The sequence below is a fragment of the Photorhabdus viridis genome (assembly GCF_040256935.1).
GTDB classification, from domain to species: Bacteria; Pseudomonadota; Gammaproteobacteria; order Enterobacterales; family Enterobacteriaceae; genus Photorhabdus; species Photorhabdus viridis.
Genome location: NZ_JBEJZY010000009.1, coordinates 80,721 through 98,251, shown reverse-complemented (window position 1 = coordinate 98,251; position 17,531 = coordinate 80,721). Strand labels below are relative to the sequence as shown.

The 17,531-nt window shown below is 38.4% G+C and carries 16 protein-coding genes, 1 pseudogene and 1 riboswitch; of the genes and pseudogenes, 7 read left to right on the top strand and 10 right to left on the bottom strand.

Annotation, left to right across the window (positions count from 1 at the left end; genetic code table 11):
• The first annotated feature begins 50 nt into the window (after nt 1-50).
• A complete protein-coding gene (locus ABR397_RS05505) occupies nt 51-398 on the top strand; it encodes a YegP family protein (RefSeq protein ID WP_350304827.1) in 348 nt (115 codons plus the stop codon).
• Between the two features lie 199 nt (nt 399-597).
• A complete protein-coding gene (gene trhP, locus ABR397_RS05500; protein ID WP_350304826.1) occupies nt 598-1,974 on the top strand; it encodes a prephenate-dependent tRNA uridine(34) hydroxylase TrhP in 1,377 nt (458 codons plus the stop codon).
• Between the two features lie 1,623 nt (nt 1,975-3,597).
• On the opposite strand, the gene ABR397_RS05495 is transcribed toward trhP, so the two are convergent.
• The gene (locus ABR397_RS05495) at nt 3,598-3,753 is read right to left on the bottom strand and encodes a hypothetical protein (protein WP_350304825.1); all 156 of its coding nucleotides are present in this window, start codon (nt 3,751-3,753) and stop codon (nt 3,598-3,600) included.
• 178 nt (nt 3,754-3,931) lie between these two features.
• Between ABR397_RS05495 and fbaB the strand changes: the two genes are divergently transcribed.
• Nucleotides 3,932-4,981, top strand: coding sequence for a class I fructose-bisphosphate aldolase (gene fbaB / locus ABR397_RS05490; protein ID WP_350304824.1), 1,050 nt, complete (start codon nt 3,932-3,934; stop codon nt 4,979-4,981).
• 116 nt (nt 4,982-5,097) lie between these two features.
• Here the strand turns inward: fbaB and thiD are convergent, their stop codons facing one another.
• Both thiD and cspE read right to left on the bottom strand, forming a co-directional pair.
• A complete protein-coding gene (gene thiD, locus ABR397_RS05485; protein WP_350304823.1) occupies nt 5,098-5,898 on the bottom strand; it encodes a bifunctional hydroxymethylpyrimidine kinase/phosphomethylpyrimidine kinase in 801 nt (266 codons plus the stop codon).
• A 41-nt stretch (nt 5,899-5,939) separates the two neighbouring features.
• Nucleotides 5,940-6,032, bottom strand: a riboswitch (TPP riboswitch).
• Between the two features lie 115 nt (nt 6,033-6,147).
• Nucleotides 6,148-6,357 (bottom strand): transcription antiterminator/RNA stability regulator CspE, encoded by a 210-nt coding sequence (gene cspE / locus ABR397_RS05480; RefSeq protein WP_011147003.1) that lies wholly within the window; start codon nt 6,355-6,357, stop codon nt 6,148-6,150.
• 600 nt (nt 6,358-6,957) lie between these two features.
• Here cspE and pagP point away from each other — a divergent pair.
• A complete protein-coding gene (pagP, locus tag ABR397_RS05475) occupies nt 6,958-7,581 on the top strand; it encodes a lipid IV(A) palmitoyltransferase PagP (protein WP_350304822.1) in 624 nt (207 codons plus the stop codon).
• A 69-nt stretch (nt 7,582-7,650) separates the two neighbouring features.
• Here the strand turns inward: pagP and ABR397_RS05470 are convergent, their stop codons facing one another.
• Together ABR397_RS05470 and ABR397_RS25440 are read right to left on the bottom strand one after the other, a co-directional pair.
• Nucleotides 7,651-9,030 carry an amino acid permease gene (locus ABR397_RS05470; protein WP_350304821.1) on the bottom strand — a complete coding sequence of 460 codons (1,380 nt, stop codon included), beginning with the start codon at nt 9,028-9,030 and terminating at the stop codon, nt 7,651-7,653.
• 147 nt (nt 9,031-9,177) lie between these two features.
• Entirely contained in the window at nt 9,178-9,321 is a 144-nt protein-coding gene (locus ABR397_RS25440) for a PhoP/PhoQ regulator MgrB (RefSeq protein WP_036849285.1), read from the bottom strand.
• Between the two features lie 325 nt (nt 9,322-9,646).
• Between ABR397_RS25440 and ABR397_RS05460 the strand changes: the two genes are divergently transcribed.
• On the top strand, nt 9,647-10,027 hold the full coding sequence (locus ABR397_RS05460) for a helix-turn-helix domain-containing protein (protein ID WP_350304820.1): 381 nt from the start codon (nt 9,647-9,649) through the stop codon (nt 10,025-10,027).
• Between the two features lie 29 nt (nt 10,028-10,056).
• Nucleotides 10,057-10,167 (top strand): annotated as a pseudogene (locus ABR397_RS05455) (HAD hydrolase family protein); the annotation flags it as partial.
• Between the two features lie 138 nt (nt 10,168-10,305).
• Here the strand turns inward: ABR397_RS05455 and yddG are convergent.
• Together yddG and ABR397_RS05445 are read right to left on the bottom strand one after the other, a co-directional pair.
• Nucleotides 10,306-11,211 carry an aromatic amino acid DMT transporter YddG gene (yddG, locus tag ABR397_RS05450; RefSeq protein ID WP_350304819.1) on the bottom strand — a complete coding sequence of 302 codons (906 nt, stop codon included), beginning with the start codon at nt 11,209-11,211 and terminating at the stop codon, nt 10,306-10,308.
• Nucleotides 11,212-11,213: 2 nt separating this feature from the next.
• Entirely contained in the window at nt 11,214-11,714 is a 501-nt protein-coding gene (locus tag ABR397_RS05445) for a DUF2165 family protein (RefSeq protein ID WP_350304818.1), read from the bottom strand.
• Nucleotides 11,715-11,929: 215 nt separating this feature from the next.
• On the opposite strand from ABR397_RS05445, the gene ABR397_RS05440 reads away from it, so the two are divergent.
• The gene (locus ABR397_RS05440; protein WP_350304817.1) at nt 11,930-12,358 is read left to right on the top strand and encodes a DUF805 domain-containing protein; all 429 of its coding nucleotides are present in this window, start codon (nt 11,930-11,932) and stop codon (nt 12,356-12,358) included.
• Nucleotides 12,359-12,630: 272 nt separating this feature from the next.
• Here ABR397_RS05440 and ABR397_RS05435 read toward each other — a convergent pair whose 3' ends face one another.
• From ABR397_RS05435 to ABR397_RS05425, 3 genes are all read right to left on the bottom strand, one after another.
• Nucleotides 12,631-13,458, bottom strand: coding sequence for an N-acetylmuramoyl-L-alanine amidase (locus tag ABR397_RS05435; RefSeq protein ID WP_350304816.1), 828 nt, complete (start codon nt 13,456-13,458; stop codon nt 12,631-12,633).
• A 253-nt stretch (nt 13,459-13,711) separates the two neighbouring features.
• A complete protein-coding gene (locus tag ABR397_RS05430; RefSeq protein WP_350304815.1) occupies nt 13,712-15,175 on the bottom strand; it encodes an alanine/glycine:cation symporter family protein in 1,464 nt (487 codons plus the stop codon).
• 1,950 nt (nt 15,176-17,125) lie between these two features.
• Nucleotides 17,126-17,314: a hypothetical protein gene (locus tag ABR397_RS05425; RefSeq protein ID WP_350304814.1), complete on the bottom strand. Its 189-nt coding sequence runs from the start codon at nt 17,312-17,314 to the stop codon at nt 17,126-17,128.
• Nucleotides 17,315-17,531 lie beyond the last annotated feature (217 nt).

Sequence of the window (17,531 nt, the reverse complement as noted above, 5' to 3'; positions counted from 1 at the left end):
AGAAATTCAGCTATATTAAAAATACTTACCTATAATTGGAGGAATTTCTTATGGCTGTAGTAGGCTATTATGATCTGAAGAGAACAAAAAACAAGCAGTATTACTTCAATTTAAAAGCATCGAACGGTGACGTTATCCTCACCAGTGAAATGTACACAACAAAGGCAGCGGCGAATAAAGGGATTCGTTCTGTCCAGGCAAACTCACCGGCAGAAAAAAACTTCGAAATCAGGGAACACAAGTCTGGCAAGCACTATTTCGTGCTAAAAGCCAGGAACTATCAAGTCATCGGCATCAGCGAATCTTTTGATAATGAAACTGTTGCCAAAAAGGGCATTCAATCTGCGATTAAAAATGGCTCCAGTGAAAATGTCCGGGATCTGACAAAGTCAGATTGATATTTTTTCATCATAAACTACACCTTATCAGTTGAAATTAATCTTTAACTGATAAGGTGCATCTTCATCGACCAACAGAACTGTGCACTTCAAGCTAATAAATTTGTATCTTCAGCAAATTAAGCGTTAGAATCCTCCGCCTTACCCTCACTTTTTGTAATGAAAATTGCACTGAACTCAGACCGAGAATTTTTTAACCATGTTTACTCCAGAATTACTTTCCCCCGCCGGTTCACTAAAAAATATGCGCTATGCTTTTGCCTATGGCGCAGATGCTGTCTACGCTGGTCAACCACGTTACAGCCTGCGTGTTCGCAATAATGAATTCAATCACGAAAATTTGGCGCTAGGCATTAAAGAAGCGCATGAACTTGGCAAACGTTTTTATGTTGTGGTGAATATTGCGCCGCACAATGCCAAACTGAAAACCTTTATCCGTGATCTGAAACCTGTCGTTGAAATGGGACCTGATGCGCTCATTATGTCCGATCCCGGACTGATTATGCTGGTTCGTGAGGCTTTTCCCACAATGGAAATTCATCTTTCCGTTCAGGCTAACGCGGTTAACTGGGCGACGGTCAAATTCTGGCAACAAATGGGACTGACCAGAGTCATACTCTCCCGTGAACTTTCTCTGGATGAAATTAACGAGATTCGCCAGCATGTTCCCGATATGGAGCTGGAGGTTTTCGTACATGGCGCACTGTGCATGGCCTATTCCGGTCGCTGCCTGTTATCCGGTTATATTAATAAACGTGATCCAAATCAAGGAACATGCACTAATGCCTGTCGCTGGGAATACAATATTCAAGAAGGCAAAGAGGATGATATCGGTAACATTGTACATATGCATGAACCTATACCGGCGAAAAATATCAAACCAACACTGGGAGAAGGCGCACCAACAGATAGAGTATTTATGTTCGAAGAAGCAAAACGCCCGGGCGAATTTATGTCGGCTTTTGAAGATGAACATGGTACTTATATCATGAACTCCAAAGATTTACGCGCGATTGAACATGTTGAGCGATTAACTAAAATGGGCGTTCACTCTTTGAAAATCGAAGGACGGACAAAATCTTTCTATTACTGCGCCCGCACAGCACAAGTTTATCGCAGAGCCATTGATGATGCTGTCGCAGGAAAACCTTTTGATCCAACTCTACTAACAACACTGGCAGGACTTGCTCACCGTGGATATACCGAAGGTTTTTTACGCCGCCATACCCACGATGCCTATCAGTGTTATGAATACGGCCATTCGATATCCGATACCCAACAATTCGTCGGTGAGTTTACCGGAAAACGGGTCAACGGATTGGCTGAAGTTGTCGTTAAGAATAAATTCATGGTTGGAAATAGTCTCGAATTAATGACGCCATCGGGTAATATCCAGTTTACACTGGAAGCGATGCAGGATAAAAAAAACCAACCAATCGAAGTTGCTCCTGGAGATGGGTATATTGTCTATTTACCAATCCCTAAACAAATTGATATTAATTACGCCTTATTAATACGCAATCTAAATGGTATTAGTTCTCAATATGTTCAAACGAACCGAGACTCAGACAAATAATCACCAATATACCATCCTGGTAATGATATATTTCTTTTTTTAGAAACAGATCACATCAATACTATTTTATTTACCGTAGTATTGTTGGTGCAAAATAAAAAATTAAAAAAGTTTTACAGTAAGACTAGGAACCACCTCCTTGGCCGGCTCAATCTCCCTTGAGCTGGCCTTTTCTTTTTCTTTCCAATAAATTAAATCAATAAGTTACGAGATTTATTTACATGATTAATTAAATAGATAAACTTAACTATTAAATTAATAAACCTTTATATTAATATGTTTCTTGTACTCTATGCGTTAATAAGAAAATATTTCTACTTATTGAAATATCACACTATCTAAAGAAATGTAATTAAAATTTTCCACTGTTCAATAATTCAAGAAATCCATCATATTCAGACCAAATATTATACAATTCGATAGAATTAATCAGGTGAAAATTATGAGAATAGATAATTGCAATTTACTTATTGTTAAAACTATTAGTTCAACATTTACCTGGCTATTCTGGTTATCAACACAGGACAACTTCTGTTTCATGTATCCATAATATTAACAAGGGTAAAATAGCACTCATTGGCCAAAATCCGGTGAATAACAATGCAGCACATCCCGTATCTCACAAGGATAAAGTTGATATTCATCTTAACCTCACAACAAGTACTGGTTAGCGAACCAAAGGACGACAGAAACACATTTCTGCACTGGATTCAGAGTGAAAATATCATCTGGCAATAACATTCAGGAAAAGCCAGTCTGATGGAAAACAGCAATAAGTATTCTGATTTATCTACTGAACACAACATCTTCCATCAACAACCCAGCCATTTGATAAGACACTGTTTACCAAGGAAGAAACGTAACAGGAAAAATATTTTTTATAAAGAGAAGGTTAAATATCACCATCTGCAATAAAAAACCATGAAGAATTTTCTATCTGTGAAAAAATTAAATTATATTTATATTTTTATCAATCAGTTAATTAATCGATAAATACAGACTGAAACTAAAAATTTAATACAATAATTATTTTACATTAGAATCATTTTTACGAAAGGATAAATAACCATATTGATTATCTCTTACAGGATTATATATATTTTTAAACTGTGATGATCAAGATCCTTATTCACTCCATATAATCATAGTAAATAAATTTCCGAAATAAAAATTATATAAAAATGGAATCAATTTAATTTATACAAATAAAAACCTCAAAATATTAATATCTGACCTTATAAAGATAATCTGAATAACATCAGAATATGTTGTATGTTTGTATACATTTCATGTAATCAATTAACTTATTTATGCAAATGCATAATACAATAACATTAACCACATTCTCACTAATTTTAAGTTTTTTATCAAAAATATCAAATACATATTCTTTCATAAAACCTACAGCAACCACAAAAATCACACTAGAACTAGCAACAGATGTAGCTAACATCAAAGACCCAATAACAAGCTACTGCTGCTACCTTAACCAGATCTACAGCAATATTCCCTAAAAAATCAGCCAGCGTGTATTCATCCTTAAATAATCTGAGATTTTAATATATTTTTCACCATTCTTGCCAACATACTCTGTCGCTTTAACCCCTAATCTTTTAAATTCTCTTACTCTATATTATCAAAGTCAAAAACATCACAAATATTACCTGCATAGGGTAATATTAAATCTGCAAGCGATAACACCTTCTTCATAAATGGGCTTTTTTGTTTTGGAGAATCAATATCCTCCAGAACATTTTTTTCCTCATCTAATGACAGCAATGCAATATATAACCTTCCCTAGAAGGGTTGTGTTATTTGTATGTCATCGTGAAACCTCCTTTAATATTCTTAAAAGCCTACCTGAAGCGATCCACTACCACTTCTCTCCTAATACAACTTGTTATTTTAAAACGGATAAATGACAATCAACAGTATCTTTTGTGAACTGGAGTAAGACATGACTGATATTGCTAAGTTGTTAGGTAAAGATGCAGACAGTTTATTGCAGCATCGTTGTAGCACCATTCCGAGTGAAAATCTTTATCTGCCAGGCTCCGATTTTGTTGACCGCGTTATGATCGACAATAACCGGCCAAATACGGTTCTGCGCTCCATGCAAACATTGCTAAATCATGGTCGCCTTGCCGGTACTGGCTATTTGTCTATTTTGCCGGTGGATCAAGGTGTAGAACATTCTGCTGCCGCTTCTTTTGCCGCGAACCCACTCTATTTTGATCCGAAGAATATCGTTGAACTGGCTATTGAAGCAGGTTGTAACTGTGTCGCCTCTACTCATGGCGTGTTATCTGCGGTTTCCCGTCGCTATGCTCATAAGATCCCATTTCTGGTTAAACTGAACCACAATGAAACATTGAGTTATCCTGCCCAATATGATCAAACTTTATATGCCAGCGTTGAACAGGCATTTTATATGGGCGCAGTAGCCGTTGGTGCAACGATTTACTTTGGCTCTGCTGAATCACGTCGTCAAATTGAAGAAATTTCTGCGGCTTTTGAACGAGCGCATGAATTGGGTCTGGTCACGGTATTATGGGCCTACCTGCGTAACTCCGCCTTCAAAAAAGAGGGAGTGGATTATCACGCCAGCGCAGATTTAACCGGTCAGGCTAACCATTTAGCCGCCACTATCGGTGCCGATATCGTTAAACAGAAAATGGCTGAAAATAATGGCGGCTATACTGCAATTGGTTTTGGTCATACAGATAAACGTGTTTATTCTAATTTGACCACCGATCACCCAATCGATCTGGTTCGTTATCAGATAGCTAATTGCTACATGGGTCGTGCCGGCTTGATTAACTCAGGCGGCGCATCTGGTGATAATGATTTGTGTGATTCAGTTCGTACCGCCGTCATTAATAAACGTGCAGGTGGTATGGGGTTAATCCTCGGTCGTAAAGCTTTCAAAAAATCCATGAAAGAGGGTGTTGAACTAATTAACGCGGTTCAAGATGTTTATCTGGATCAACAAGTGACTATAGCTTAATAAGGCTTGCCATCGGTGATGATGAATAAAATCGTGAAGAAATGACACATTAGCCATATTGCTCTCATAGCACAGGCACCTTACCCTTCATGACTCATTATCACCGAATCCCCCCCTCACCACCACTGATGAAAATGATGTACAGGCCCAATTCCGGTTCCGACGTCCAGAGAATCCGCCTGTTCTAATGCCGCCTGGAGGTATGATTTGGCAACAGGAAGCGTTGTCTGCCAATCCGGATAGCGTGGACGCAAAGCCGCTAATGCAGAGGAAAGAGTACACCCTGTCCCATGAGTATGCCGGGTATTGATTCTGGGAGCAGTGAAACGCCATTCTCCATTCCCCGTAAATAGCCAATCAGGGCTTTCACCGCCGGTAAGATGCCCGCCTTTAAGTAAAACCGCTTCACATCCCAGTGATAATAATTCCCGCCCTTGTTTTTGCATGTCTGCTTCAGTTTCTGCTACGGAGCATCTCAATATAGCCGCGGCTTCCGGCAAATTCGGCGTCATCAACGAAACCTTCGGTAATAACCGTTCAACAACCGCAGAAACCGCTTCCGGCACCAGCAGCGGATCACCGCTTTTCGCAATCATCACCGTATCCAATACAACATAAGGTACTGAATAACGGCTTATTGCGTCTGCAACTACTGCAACATTGGCCGCATTAGATAACATGCCTATCTTAGCGCTATCGATTCTGATATCTGACAGCACAGACTCAAGCTGCGCAGCAACGAAAGCAGGATCTATGTCATAAACGGATTGCACGCCATGCGTATTTTGTGCGACAAGAGCTGTCATTACTGTTGCACCATAAGCACCAAGCGCAGAGAAAGTTTTTAGATCAGCTTGAATACCGGCGCCACCGCTAGGATCAGTCCCGGCAATTGTCAGTGAATTGATTCTTACCATAGGTACTCCTTCCCACCAGCAAAAGAAAAGCAGGTATCAGGAAAAAGACACCTTGACTTCCCTACGCTGGCATTATCCAGATCAGGTATTACGAGTTCATCTCAGCTCAGTAAAGAGCGCCCCGAGTCAAAACAAAAACACCCTATCAGATAACCAACAGGGTGATATCGGTATGTCATTGTTGCCAATAAAAAACCAATTAAGACAACAAATTTACTTCGTCAATTCAAAATGCTTGACAAAAAGAAGTTATGCTGCTGTGACGTTTGCTGCGGAAGGACCTTTCTGACCGTCCTGAATTTCAAACTCAACTTTTTGACCTTCCGCCAAAGTTTTAAAACCTTCGCTCTGAATAGCGCTAAAATGTACAAACACATCTTTGCTGCCATCAGCGGGAGTAATAAAACCAAAACCTTTAGATTCGTTGAACCACTTTACAGTACCAGTGATTTTTGCCATTTTAAGAATTTCCTTTGGATCACTTAATTCTAATTCGCCGTTCGGCGCAACATAAAAACCAGAGCGAGTTGCTGCTATTAACAGAACCGTATAACAGAACTGTACCTCGTTTACCCGAACGATTTATCACATATTCTTAATATGATGGCAAGCCATTTTTTATCAGCTATGGAGCTAACGCACATATTTAAAATTCTTAACAACAATAATTGTTTAACATAACCGCAAAAATTTGAAAATCCAAGGTTATCCTAATTAGCTTACAGTTTATCCACCCAACAAAACCCCAAATCATATAAGTAATTTTAATTTGTTTTGCCTATCTTATTATTAGAATCTTTATATCTATGGTATGTCTACAGGCACGAATCACCACTCTTTAAGTGAAAGAAAGAGTCAATACATTTCCAATATTCGTCAACCAAAATATCGGTATTAAATATACTCATTTAATACATATAACATCTTAATATTAATTTTTTGTTTAAGTTTTATTGAAAATAGCAAGAGTAGAATTCCTGAATTTAGATGTTTGTCATATTTTGTATGATGTAGAGGAGCTTCCCAATTTATGTCATTGGGAAATTGGAGCAATAAATAATGAAGTTTGATTTAACCGTAGCCCGCGCCCTATCAGCCACTCTTGTAGTCTCATCCGGGACAGTATTTGCAACAGCAACAGATACCGCCAATCAATCATTAACAACCACGGTATCCCATGCCCCCATCAGTTATGGCAACAGTTCAGACAGTTTATGGGGAAAATTCAGCAATAATGTCGCTCTCACTTGGGATGCATCCAGCAATGAACTTTATCTGCCGGTAATTACCTGGCATAACAGATTTACCTACGATGAAGAAAAAATTGACAAATATAATGAGCGGCCCTGGGGTTTCGGTTATGGTAAATATCGTTACGACGAAGACAATGACTGGCATTCTCTCTATGCTATGGCTTTTATGGATTCTCATAACCGTTTAGAACCTATCATTGGTTATGGGTTTCAGAAAATGTGGATACCCGGTGATTTAGATGGCTTCCGAATGGGTATTGGTTTCACTTTAAGCGTCACAGCTCGTCATGATTATTACTATGTCCCAATTCCACTCCCACTACCGCTATTCTCCATAGAATATGATCGGTTATCGTTTCAGGGAACATACATTCCCGGCACATATAATAACGGTAACGTTCTGTTCGCCTGGTTACGCTGGCAATGGTAACTAGATAAAAAATACCAGGCTGTGGGTGACATCAGCCTGGCATCCTTATCGAGATAATCCAGGCCTATGTCATCCTTGGTTCATGGTTTCCATTTTATTATTACGGGAATGGGATATGAGAAACCCGAGCCATAAAATACCAATCCAAAATGGCATCAGAATGACTGAAATACGAATACTGTCCATCATCAAAATAATGACCAGTATAAAGACCAGGAAAACCAGACACAGATAATTACTAAATGGGTACCAGAATGCTTTAAATGAAGGTTCTACCCCCTCTTTAACTTTCTTTGCCCGGAATTTTAAATGCGCCATACAGATCATGACCCAGTTAATAACCAGTGTTGTCACCACCAGCGCCATCAATAATTCAAATGCTTTACCCGGCATGACATAGTTGATCAATACACCAATTGATGTAGCCAATGCAGATATCACGATTGCTTTGGTAGGAACACCGCTCTCATTAACTTTTTTCAGCATTCTGGGAGCATTGCCTTGCTTTGCTAAACCGTACAGCATCCGGCTATTACAATAGACACCACTGTTATAAACGGACAATGCGGCAGTCAGAACAACAACATTCAAAACATTAGCCACCCAGAAACTATCCAAGTTATGAAAAATCATGACAAATGGGCTTTCACCTTCAATAACATTGCCCCATGGATAAAGCGATAACAACACAGTCAGAGAACCAATATAGAAAATCAATATTCTGTATACCACCTGATTGGTTGCCTTGGGAATACTGATACGGGGATTTTCCGCTTCCGCAGCGGTAATACCAACCAGTTCCAACCCACCAAAAGAGAACATAATCACAGCCATTGCCATGATAAGGCTGGAGAACCCATTCGGCATAAAACCGCCATATTGCCAAAGATTAGCAATACTGGCCTGCGGGCCGCCATTACCACTGACTAACAGGTAAGCGCCAAAAACAATCATGCAGATAATTGCTGTCACTTTAATGATAGCAAACCAGAATTCTGTCTCACCATATGACCGGACATTAATTAAATTTACCGTATTAATGAGGACAAAGAATACCGTAGCAGAAACCCAGGTAGGAATATCAGGCCACCAGTAATGAATATACATTCCTACAGCCGTCAATTCCGCCATTCCAACCAGAGTAAACATCATCCAGTAATTCCAGCCCGATAAAAAACCGGGAAAATCTCCCCAATATTTATAGGCAAAATGACTAAACGACCCCGCTACAGGCTCTTCAACCACCATTTCCCCCAGCTGACGCATAATCAGAAATGCGATAAAGCCTGCGATAGCGTAGCCTAAAATTACGGAAGGACCGGCCATTTTTATGGTTTGCGCAATACCGAGAAATAACCCGGTCCCGACAGCCCCCCCCAAAGCAATAAGCTGAATATGCCGGTTTTTTAGACCGCGTTTAAGTGTTGATCCCTGCGATTGTTCTGCCATCTTTTCCTCTTGCTGCAACTTTTATTTTATTATTAGTGGGAAAACAACCACTTCCCATTTATCTGCTTTATTTAAAGGGTGGATATTGAAAGCATATGTTAGCACAGATACATGATGGGAAAATGGCTGATGAGTATCAGCAACTAATCAGAAAGGCAGATACCGGGTCACAAAACAAATACCTGAATCAAACTTTTCACCCTGATCACAGTAGCTATCCAAAGCTAACAGATACAAGAATAGACATATTCCAAGTAATACTAAGATTGCAATGGTTTTTTTTATATCCAATTCTGTTTCCTTCAAGTTCGGTCAGTATGCAATATGTTAAGAGTAAAATTGGAAAATGATATTTTACAATAGTGCAACAGGAAAAATATTCATCTTATGTTTTCCGTTGTGAAAAAATCGTACTGGCTCACAGTTTTATCACAGCAATGTACCAAAACGAATTTAAACAAAGACTCATTGTGTGGATTCTATTCATCAGAATAAAAAAATCAATTATCACATTTAGTTATAATTTGAATTGCTATATCAACGCTCTGTCATCTTTAGAAAAATCAGAAAAAGTTGTGTATACTTCCTTCCACTTTCAACCAGAACAAAATTGTTAATGCCACAGGATAATCACTTAGCACTTGTATACGCTCTCAGCAAATGGATCGAGAATCACCTTGGCCGAGTAATCCATCTGGAAGAACTGGCTGCTTACTCTGGCTATTCGCTTTGGCACATGCAAAAAATATTCAAGGAAGTTACCGGAATTTCTCTTGGCAAATATATCCGCCAGCGACGTCTGGCCGGTGCTGTTCATCTTTTAAGAAACAGCTCCTTGCCTATTTTTGATATCGCCCTGGATTTTGGCTTTGGCTCACAATCTCATTTCACTTATATGTTCCGTAAAGAGTATGGCATAACGCCCTATGATTTCCGGCAGAATCCAGATATTGAGTTAGAAGTTAAACAACCTCTGCATTCCGCCGCCATACCATAATCAGGTTGCCAGACTTTCAGGAGAGAGATATGTCAATAAAATTGATCGCCATTGATCTTGATGGCACTTTACTGAACGAAAGTCATCAGATCTCTCCCCCCGTCAAACAATCTATCTATCAAGCCAGAAAGCAAGGCGTCAAAGATATCGCTCAGTTTATTACTGCAATAAATGAACAAGATGGGGTGGCAATAGCGATAAATAAATTCCTGTAAAGCGATTTATTCTCTATTTAACCCCATCTCGTAGCTATCCCTGAGATCTTGGCTTCACAGGTATTATTTAGCTCTGGTCGCTAACCAACAGACAATTGATCCGACAGTGACCATTAGCACACCTTGCCAAAATGAAAAAGAGAGCGCGGTACTCAGCAGTAAGGATGAAAAAGCGGTAGAGATAATCGGCGTAAAATAAGATAACGTAGCCAATAATGCAACATGTCCTCTGATGATTGCGACTGTCCAGGCAGCATTCGCTACACCAATAGCCGCTCCGGTAAACAATAATATGCTAACACTACGAAGAGTTATCACCATTTCAGGCGGAGATGTGAAAAAGTATTGAATCCATAATGCAAAAGCAGTCAGGATAAAAAACAGCGTCATGCCATTTTTACCCGCCGCCATAATTTTTGTAATGTTACAATACACCGCCCAGATAATTGCACCAGCAAAAGCCAGCCCATAGCTTAATGGATTACTCTGGATATTCTCCGCTATCTGCCTGAATGACCAGCCATTGTCACCGCTCATCACCCAACCAATCCCCAGAATAGACAGTAATAAACCAGGATAAAGCCACCCATTTACTTTCTGCTTATTAACAATGACCGCCAATAAGACAGTAAAACCAGGCCATAAATAGTTAACCATGCCCAATTCAATTGCCTGAGCTCGATTATTGGCAAAACCTAATGAAAGTGACAAACAGATTTCATAACCGACAAAGAGCAAACTCCCAAACCACAAATAGACTCTGGGAAAAGTGCTGATTTTTGGGAAACCTATTAGCAAAACCAGAAAAATTGCGCCAACAGTATAAATAAGAGCTGCACCACCTACAGGCCCAAAACTTTCACTAACACTTCTTATCAACCCGACAATTGTACTCCACAACACAATTGCCAGGACTCCGTATATTGTCGCTTTGTGTTGTTCGATCCTTGTTTTCACATCGATCCTCATCTTTATTCTTGGTCTAGTTCCCTGTCATGCTGTACCAAATAAATCAATACCAAAATGATAGTGACAAAGAAACGGAAAGCGCTGGACACTCCATTCCATTGTTTAGACATCCACATCCCAAACCATTCACCACCAATTGACATAAATGCCACCTGCCAAGTCAGAAAACCTAGGGTCAGGCCAGCTATTGCGATAGCTTTCTTTTTATTGAAGACAGCAGCATCAGATTTCAAATTCGCCAGTAAACGGATACCGCCAATCCAACATAACACCGCAGTTAACGTTTCTAAAGAAATAATAATAATATAACCAATGTGATGTAACACCGGTGAATGGATTGCACGATAGGTGATGGTTGCATCAGGGAAAATGGTATCCATCATCAATACATGCTGTACAAACACGAAATTAGTACCATAGTCTGTGATATTGCCAAAAGCGACCAATGTAGCAAACAGCGCTATTGCACAAACCAGCAAGACCTTAGATAAACGAATAATCATTTGTCAGGTTCTCCAAAGAATGACTGAAACACTAGAGAGATCATAAAGAGCACAAACTATCATATAATTTAACAATCATCACCTTATTCCTACATATTAAATCGTAGAATTACTTTTAAAATATTTTCATCTAATATCTGACTTATGTTTTCCTGTTCATACCATCATTAGATCAGTTATTATCTATTCTATTCTTATTTACCTGACTGTTACTTATGGATGATTCTCTAGTTAGCTCAATAAAAAACTATTTCAAACAAAAATTGAATAGGAAAGATTATATTATCAGCTTTATTATAGCGGCTGTTATCCTTGGAATGCTGATTTTCCTCTCTGGTTATCTGGCAGAAAACAATTATGCAGCCTATATGCAATATGGATTATCTGTATGGCTGTATATGATCTCTATTGGTTTATGGGCAATGTGCTCCTTCGCCACTATTTACTATTTAATCATGAAAACCGCTTTCCGATTGAATGAGGTGGGGTTATATGGCTGGCCAATATCTATTTTTATCTATCTATGCAGTGTGTTACCAAACTATCTTTCTGACAAAATAATGATCTATTCGCCATTTATCAGCCTGGCTGGGATCATTCTTGCATTTACTCTTCCGGCAAGAAAAAACAATAATAAGGGGTAATATTTACTTTATGCCCCTAAAAATTTTATTTCATCTGACGATTACTTAAGATAGTAATCGTCATTATAAAATAAAACGGCGATTATTTATATACATTGCATTATTACTGAATATTTTATTATTCCACTATGACCGGATTTCTACAATAACGTGAAGAGAAATCAGAAGAGCGGATCATGAAAGTTTTATCGTGCTAATTATCGAAAAGCTATGCCATAAGAGTCACTCTAATAAAGTAACTTTTATGGCACGGTCTTACTGAATGCGACAAACTACCCTTTATATTTCTCAACCAGAGCCAGAGCTATTGACTCAGTTTGCGCATCGGGATTACCACTGATGTCATCTGGCCTGAAATGCATCTGGAATGCACTGATTGTTTTAAGGGTATCTTCATCAAGTACACCCGTTTGCGGAATGGTATAGCCATATTTAGCTAATGTTTTCTGTATCAACGCAACAGAAGCCATGTCATTCCATTTTCTGCCAGCCATATATTTTTCAACTGTTGCATTATCAGGCCATGCGCCAATACCTTGTTCAGCCAAGTTCTTCCACGGGAAAAGTTTACCTGGATCATATTTTCTCAGCGGTGCGATATCGCTGTGACCAATAACATTCACAGGCTCAATGTCATAACGCTGAATAATATCTTTCGCCAAACGCGTTAACAGATCGATTTGCTGCTCATTAAACGGATACCACTCTTTCTCAAGTAACCTTTCCGTAAATCCTTTATTGACAATTTCAATACCAATCGATGTGTCATTCAAATCCTTTCGACCATTCCATGCACTGACGCCAGCATGCCATGCTCTCTTACCTTCAGGAACCAATTCCAGAATGACCGGTTTCCCACTCACATAATTCGGTAACGACGGGATCAAATAATGGGCACTGACACCGTCCTGAGTCAATATACGTAAAGAATCCTGATCATTGACGGCAGTATAGTGGAACACCAAAAACCTTACTCTGTCATTCTGACTTTTCGAAGGAAAAGCGCTATCAACTTTATAAGTGCCCCGATCTTCCAGATGACGCTGGCTGGAACATCCGGCCAATAACATAAATAAGCCAACCAATATGATCTTCTTCATAATCTCCCTGTCCCACCCATTAATTTAAAACAAAATAATAACACAAAGAAACAAAATGAATACAAAATAAATTTTATGTTTTATATGATATTTTTATAAAATTATCGGTTTTACTCTTGATATAAAACACAAGAGAAAATGCCTTATTCCCATAATTTAAATAGGAATAAGGCAAAAATAACAAGCAAGACGTAAAAGGTAACCAGCTTCTATATCATTAAATAATATTAACTATACCTCCCGTCCTGGCATCTCACTTGTGGTCGGTCGCTTGATTCGACTGGGCAAGACGTGCTGTTTCCTCCCAAATACCAACTTCAACCTTTTGCTGAATCTCAGGATATTGATTGATATCAAATGTCGGTAACTTACCGGCACGTCTCTGCTGGTTATAATCTCTTGCAAGTTTAAATGCGACACCAGAAAGTAACAAAATAGCGGTTAGATTGGTAATTGCCATCAATGCCATAGATAAATCAGCCATTTTCCAAACTAAAGGCAATTCAGCCAACGCGCCAAACATCACCATACCCAATGCCGCCAGACGGAGGAGCACCAGACCCGCAGTATGATTACGTTCGAGAAATACGATATTGCTTTCAGCGTAAGCATAATTTGCAATGATTGATGTGAAAGCGAAAAAGAAGATAGCTAACGCGATAAACTCAGATCCCCAATCACCGACCGCTGAGGATAATGCCCGCTGAGTCAGTTCTATTCCACTTATTCCTGAAATATCACCATCAAGCACACCCGATGAAAGGATGATAACAGCGGTAGCGCTACAGATAACGAGAGTATCCATAAAGACGCCCAACATTTGCACATATCCCTGAGATGCCGGATGAGGAGGATATGGAGATGCGGAAGCCGCTGCATTAGGGGCTGAACCCATCCCCGCTTCATTTGAAAACAATCCTCGCTGGACACCTTGCGTCATTGCCTGCGCAACGCCGTAACCAACGGTTCCTGCAACCGCTTCCTGTAAGCCGAATGCACTTTTGAAAATCAATGCAAACACTTCCGGCATTCGTTCAAAATTATGCCCGACAACCCAAAACGCCAGGATCAGATAAGCTGCCGCCATAAGGGGAACAACCAGCTCCGCAACTCTGGCAATAGAACGCAAGCCGCCAAAAATAATGACCCCGCTAAGGATCACCAGGCCAATACCAACATATAACGGATTAAAATTAAACGCGAAAGCAGCAGCCTGAACAATTGAATTTGCCTGGACAGCATTAAATACCAGACCAAAAGCAATAATAAGGAATATGGAGAACATAATGCCCATCCAGCGTACCCCAAGCCCTTTTTCCATGTAATAGGCCGGGCCGCCACGGTAATTCCCCTCATCGTCTTTTGTCTTGTACAGCTGGGCAAGCGTGCTCTCAATAAAAGAGGTCGCCATCCCAATCAGGGCAACAACCCACATCCAAAAAATAGCGCCGGGCCCACCCGCCGTTAAAGCGATGGCCACACCGGTAAGATTACCCGTACCTACCCGCGCAGCTAAGCTAGTACACAACGCTTGGAATGATGAAATACCTGCACTGTCAGATTTTTTACTGTTTTTCAGTACTGAAAACATATGCCCAAAGTGACGAATCTGTATAAAACCTGTACATATAGTGAAGTAAACACCGGCTCCAAGAAGAAGATAAATCAATACGGAGCCCCAAAGGATGTTGTTAAAAAAGTTAATTAGTTCCGTCAAGATGTTTTTCCCCTTAAATTAGCAAACCCAGTCTGACCATAAAATCGTATCCGGCAGAATTCATTGCGCTTAATATGCCTTTATAATTAACAACTAACGCAATGCTGTTTAAAAAAACACAGAGATACTGGTCAGAAAAACGCTATAAATGTAACACAAGTTTGAAATTAATGTGTAATGTTTACTGACCTTTTTACATTATCCATCAGATTAAATGAATATTTGATGTACGGTTCTTGGGCGATAGTTAATAGATTATGTCATTCAATCGACTATTGCCCGCCAGTAACTTCATACACCCCATTATCTATACCTCTCGTTTGTGAATCGTTTGTTAATTAAATCAACAAGCAATTAATATCAAGAAAAAAGATTCAAAAATAAGATATTGTGGTTAATTTTGTGAGCAGATTATCAGCTTTAAGAAAAAATCGTACTTAAATTTAAAAAAATTTCGCATAGCGACGTCCACCAGATAAAACATTAAAAAATAAATCACCACCTCCTATTAAATCGCAATGAAACATCAATCCCTGTGCTAATGCCTAGAATATCACCCAATGAATAACATAACATTCAAAAAACTAATAAAAGGTAAACCTATAACTGCCCTGCAACTACAGGCTGAACAAATCAAAAAAATAAATGATATTTTGCTTTCGATTATTCGTGTTAAGACGTTATTAGCATTAAAAGTCTTTAACGAATATTCGGTACCTCTTTAATATGTTCACAATAAACACATTTCCGCTTATTTTTTGACTATCTGAATATATATCCAACCTCTGTTATTACTGTATTTTCTGTAAAATTACAATAGAACTAACATAACAAAATCTTTTCTATAAAATAATTGGGCCCGCCCTCTGGTTATCTATGGGGAATAAATAACAATTATCTGGCAGCTTTCCAGTGCATAAATACAAATTCGATTATCTGTCCATGGTTGGTTAAATCACCGGAAAAACTCAACTCAGTAATTCATTAATATAACCAGAAAAAGATAGCCTAAGCGACTGTTTTCCATAGTATCGAACAAATTTTCCAATTTAGAGGGTTTACAGTGTTTTTTGCTAAAATCCTGCTCGATATTTATTTTAACAATCCATTTACTTTTAAGCATCAAGATTCTCCAAAACCAATATTTTCATGATGACTTATAGCCCCATTAATCTATAAAAACAATGTATTTAACTCAACTATACATAGCCATAACCAATATTTATTTAACATTTATTTAACATTGCACACTAATTTCATTAATATATTATTTCATGATGAAAATAATTTCGTAAAAAATATGAAAAAACTTCTCTTATATGCAACATAAAACTGGATCTTTTATTATCTACTGCTAATATTTTCATTTGTTATCTTTTACAAAAAAAACATGTTTATGAAGTTAATATTGCAAAAATATCTCACTTTTATTCTCAATCCATAATTTAAACAATATACGTTGAGGTTATGAATGACGTTAAGAAGAAAAAGGAAGAATCCTACTGATAACAATTTACCTATAAGAGTCTATCGTGGGAGATCTAAATACGAATACCACCCTCCATCTGGGGGCTCAATATCCATTTGTTGCTTAAGCTCACCGTTATCTGTCGTTTGGGAGGAATATGAAAAAATTCTTAATAAGGAAAATAATAACTAAATCATAACAATTCAAATATTATACATTAAGTACTATATTTACAGTTATAAAAACAGCGGGAGAACAAACTCCCGTTAGCGATTTTTACTTGATCACATCTATCATAAAGATTTTTACAAGCTATTAAATTAACTATCCAGTTTTAACTTCTATGTTTACTGATCGGTCATCAGCTTCTATCCAGCCCATATGACGTGTTACAGATGCAGCTACAGTACCATTCCGATATAAACGGGTAAGGCACCGTAGCAGAAGAGGATGAAGAAGAGAAAATAGTTTAGGCAGGATAATTACGCAATTTTGTTAAAAAAAAGCGCCAGCATTGCAGCAACAATAATAAGCCAATGAAGGCGGTCGGATTTATCTTCAAGTCTGTCAAAACGCTTCTCAATCGATTCAAGTTGTTGATTAATAGATTCGAGCCGCCGGTCAATATCAGATTTAATGAACTCTATTTTTTTATCATTTATGTCACTCATCTTTCATCCTTCGTATCAGACAGAACAAATATTAACCTCAACATACATTCTGGCATATATAACTTGCAAAACTTTGTGTTTAGTAAAAATAATAGGTAACCACATAATAACAAAGGAAAATCACAAATCACAGCAATATAAAAAAATACATCTTTTATGGCTATTTTATAAGAGTTCTATAGCAAAAATTTCAAGAAATGAGAAAACTCCACGGAAA

Coding starts and splice junctions, on each gene's coding strand:
- ABR397_RS05440 (WP_350304817.1), top strand. CDS start 11,930: ATGGATGATTCTCTAGTTAGCTCAATAAAAAACTATTTCAAACAAAAA.
- ABR397_RS05505 (WP_350304827.1), top strand. CDS start 51: ATGGCTGTAGTAGGCTATTATGATCTGAAGAGAACAAAAAACAAGCAG.
- ABR397_RS05470 (WP_350304821.1), bottom strand. CDS start 9,030: ATGGCAGAACAATCGCAGGGATCAACACTTAAACGCGGTCTAAAAAAC.
- ABR397_RS05460 (WP_350304820.1), top strand. CDS start 9,647: ATGCCACAGGATAATCACTTAGCACTTGTATACGCTCTCAGCAAATGG.
- thiD (WP_350304823.1), bottom strand. CDS start 5,898: ATGGTAAGAATCAATTCACTGACAATTGCCGGGACTGATCCTAGCGGT.
- yddG (WP_350304819.1), bottom strand. CDS start 11,211: ATGAGGATCGATGTGAAAACAAGGATCGAACAACACAAAGCGACAATA.
- ABR397_RS05425 (WP_350304814.1), bottom strand. CDS start 17,314: ATGAGTGACATAAATGATAAAAAAATAGAGTTCATTAAATCTGATATT.
- ABR397_RS05445 (WP_350304818.1), bottom strand. CDS start 11,714: ATGATTATTCGTTTATCTAAGGTCTTGCTGGTTTGTGCAATAGCGCTG.
- trhP (WP_350304826.1), top strand. CDS start 598: ATGTTTACTCCAGAATTACTTTCCCCCGCCGGTTCACTAAAAAATATG.
- cspE (WP_011147003.1), bottom strand. CDS start 6,357: ATGGCAAAAATCACTGGTACTGTAAAGTGGTTCAACGAATCTAAAGGT.
- fbaB (WP_350304824.1), top strand. CDS start 3,932: ATGACTGATATTGCTAAGTTGTTAGGTAAAGATGCAGACAGTTTATTG.
- pagP (WP_350304822.1), top strand. CDS start 6,958: ATGAAGTTTGATTTAACCGTAGCCCGCGCCCTATCAGCCACTCTTGTA.
- ABR397_RS05435 (WP_350304816.1), bottom strand. CDS start 13,458: ATGAAGAAGATCATATTGGTTGGCTTATTTATGTTATTGGCCGGATGT.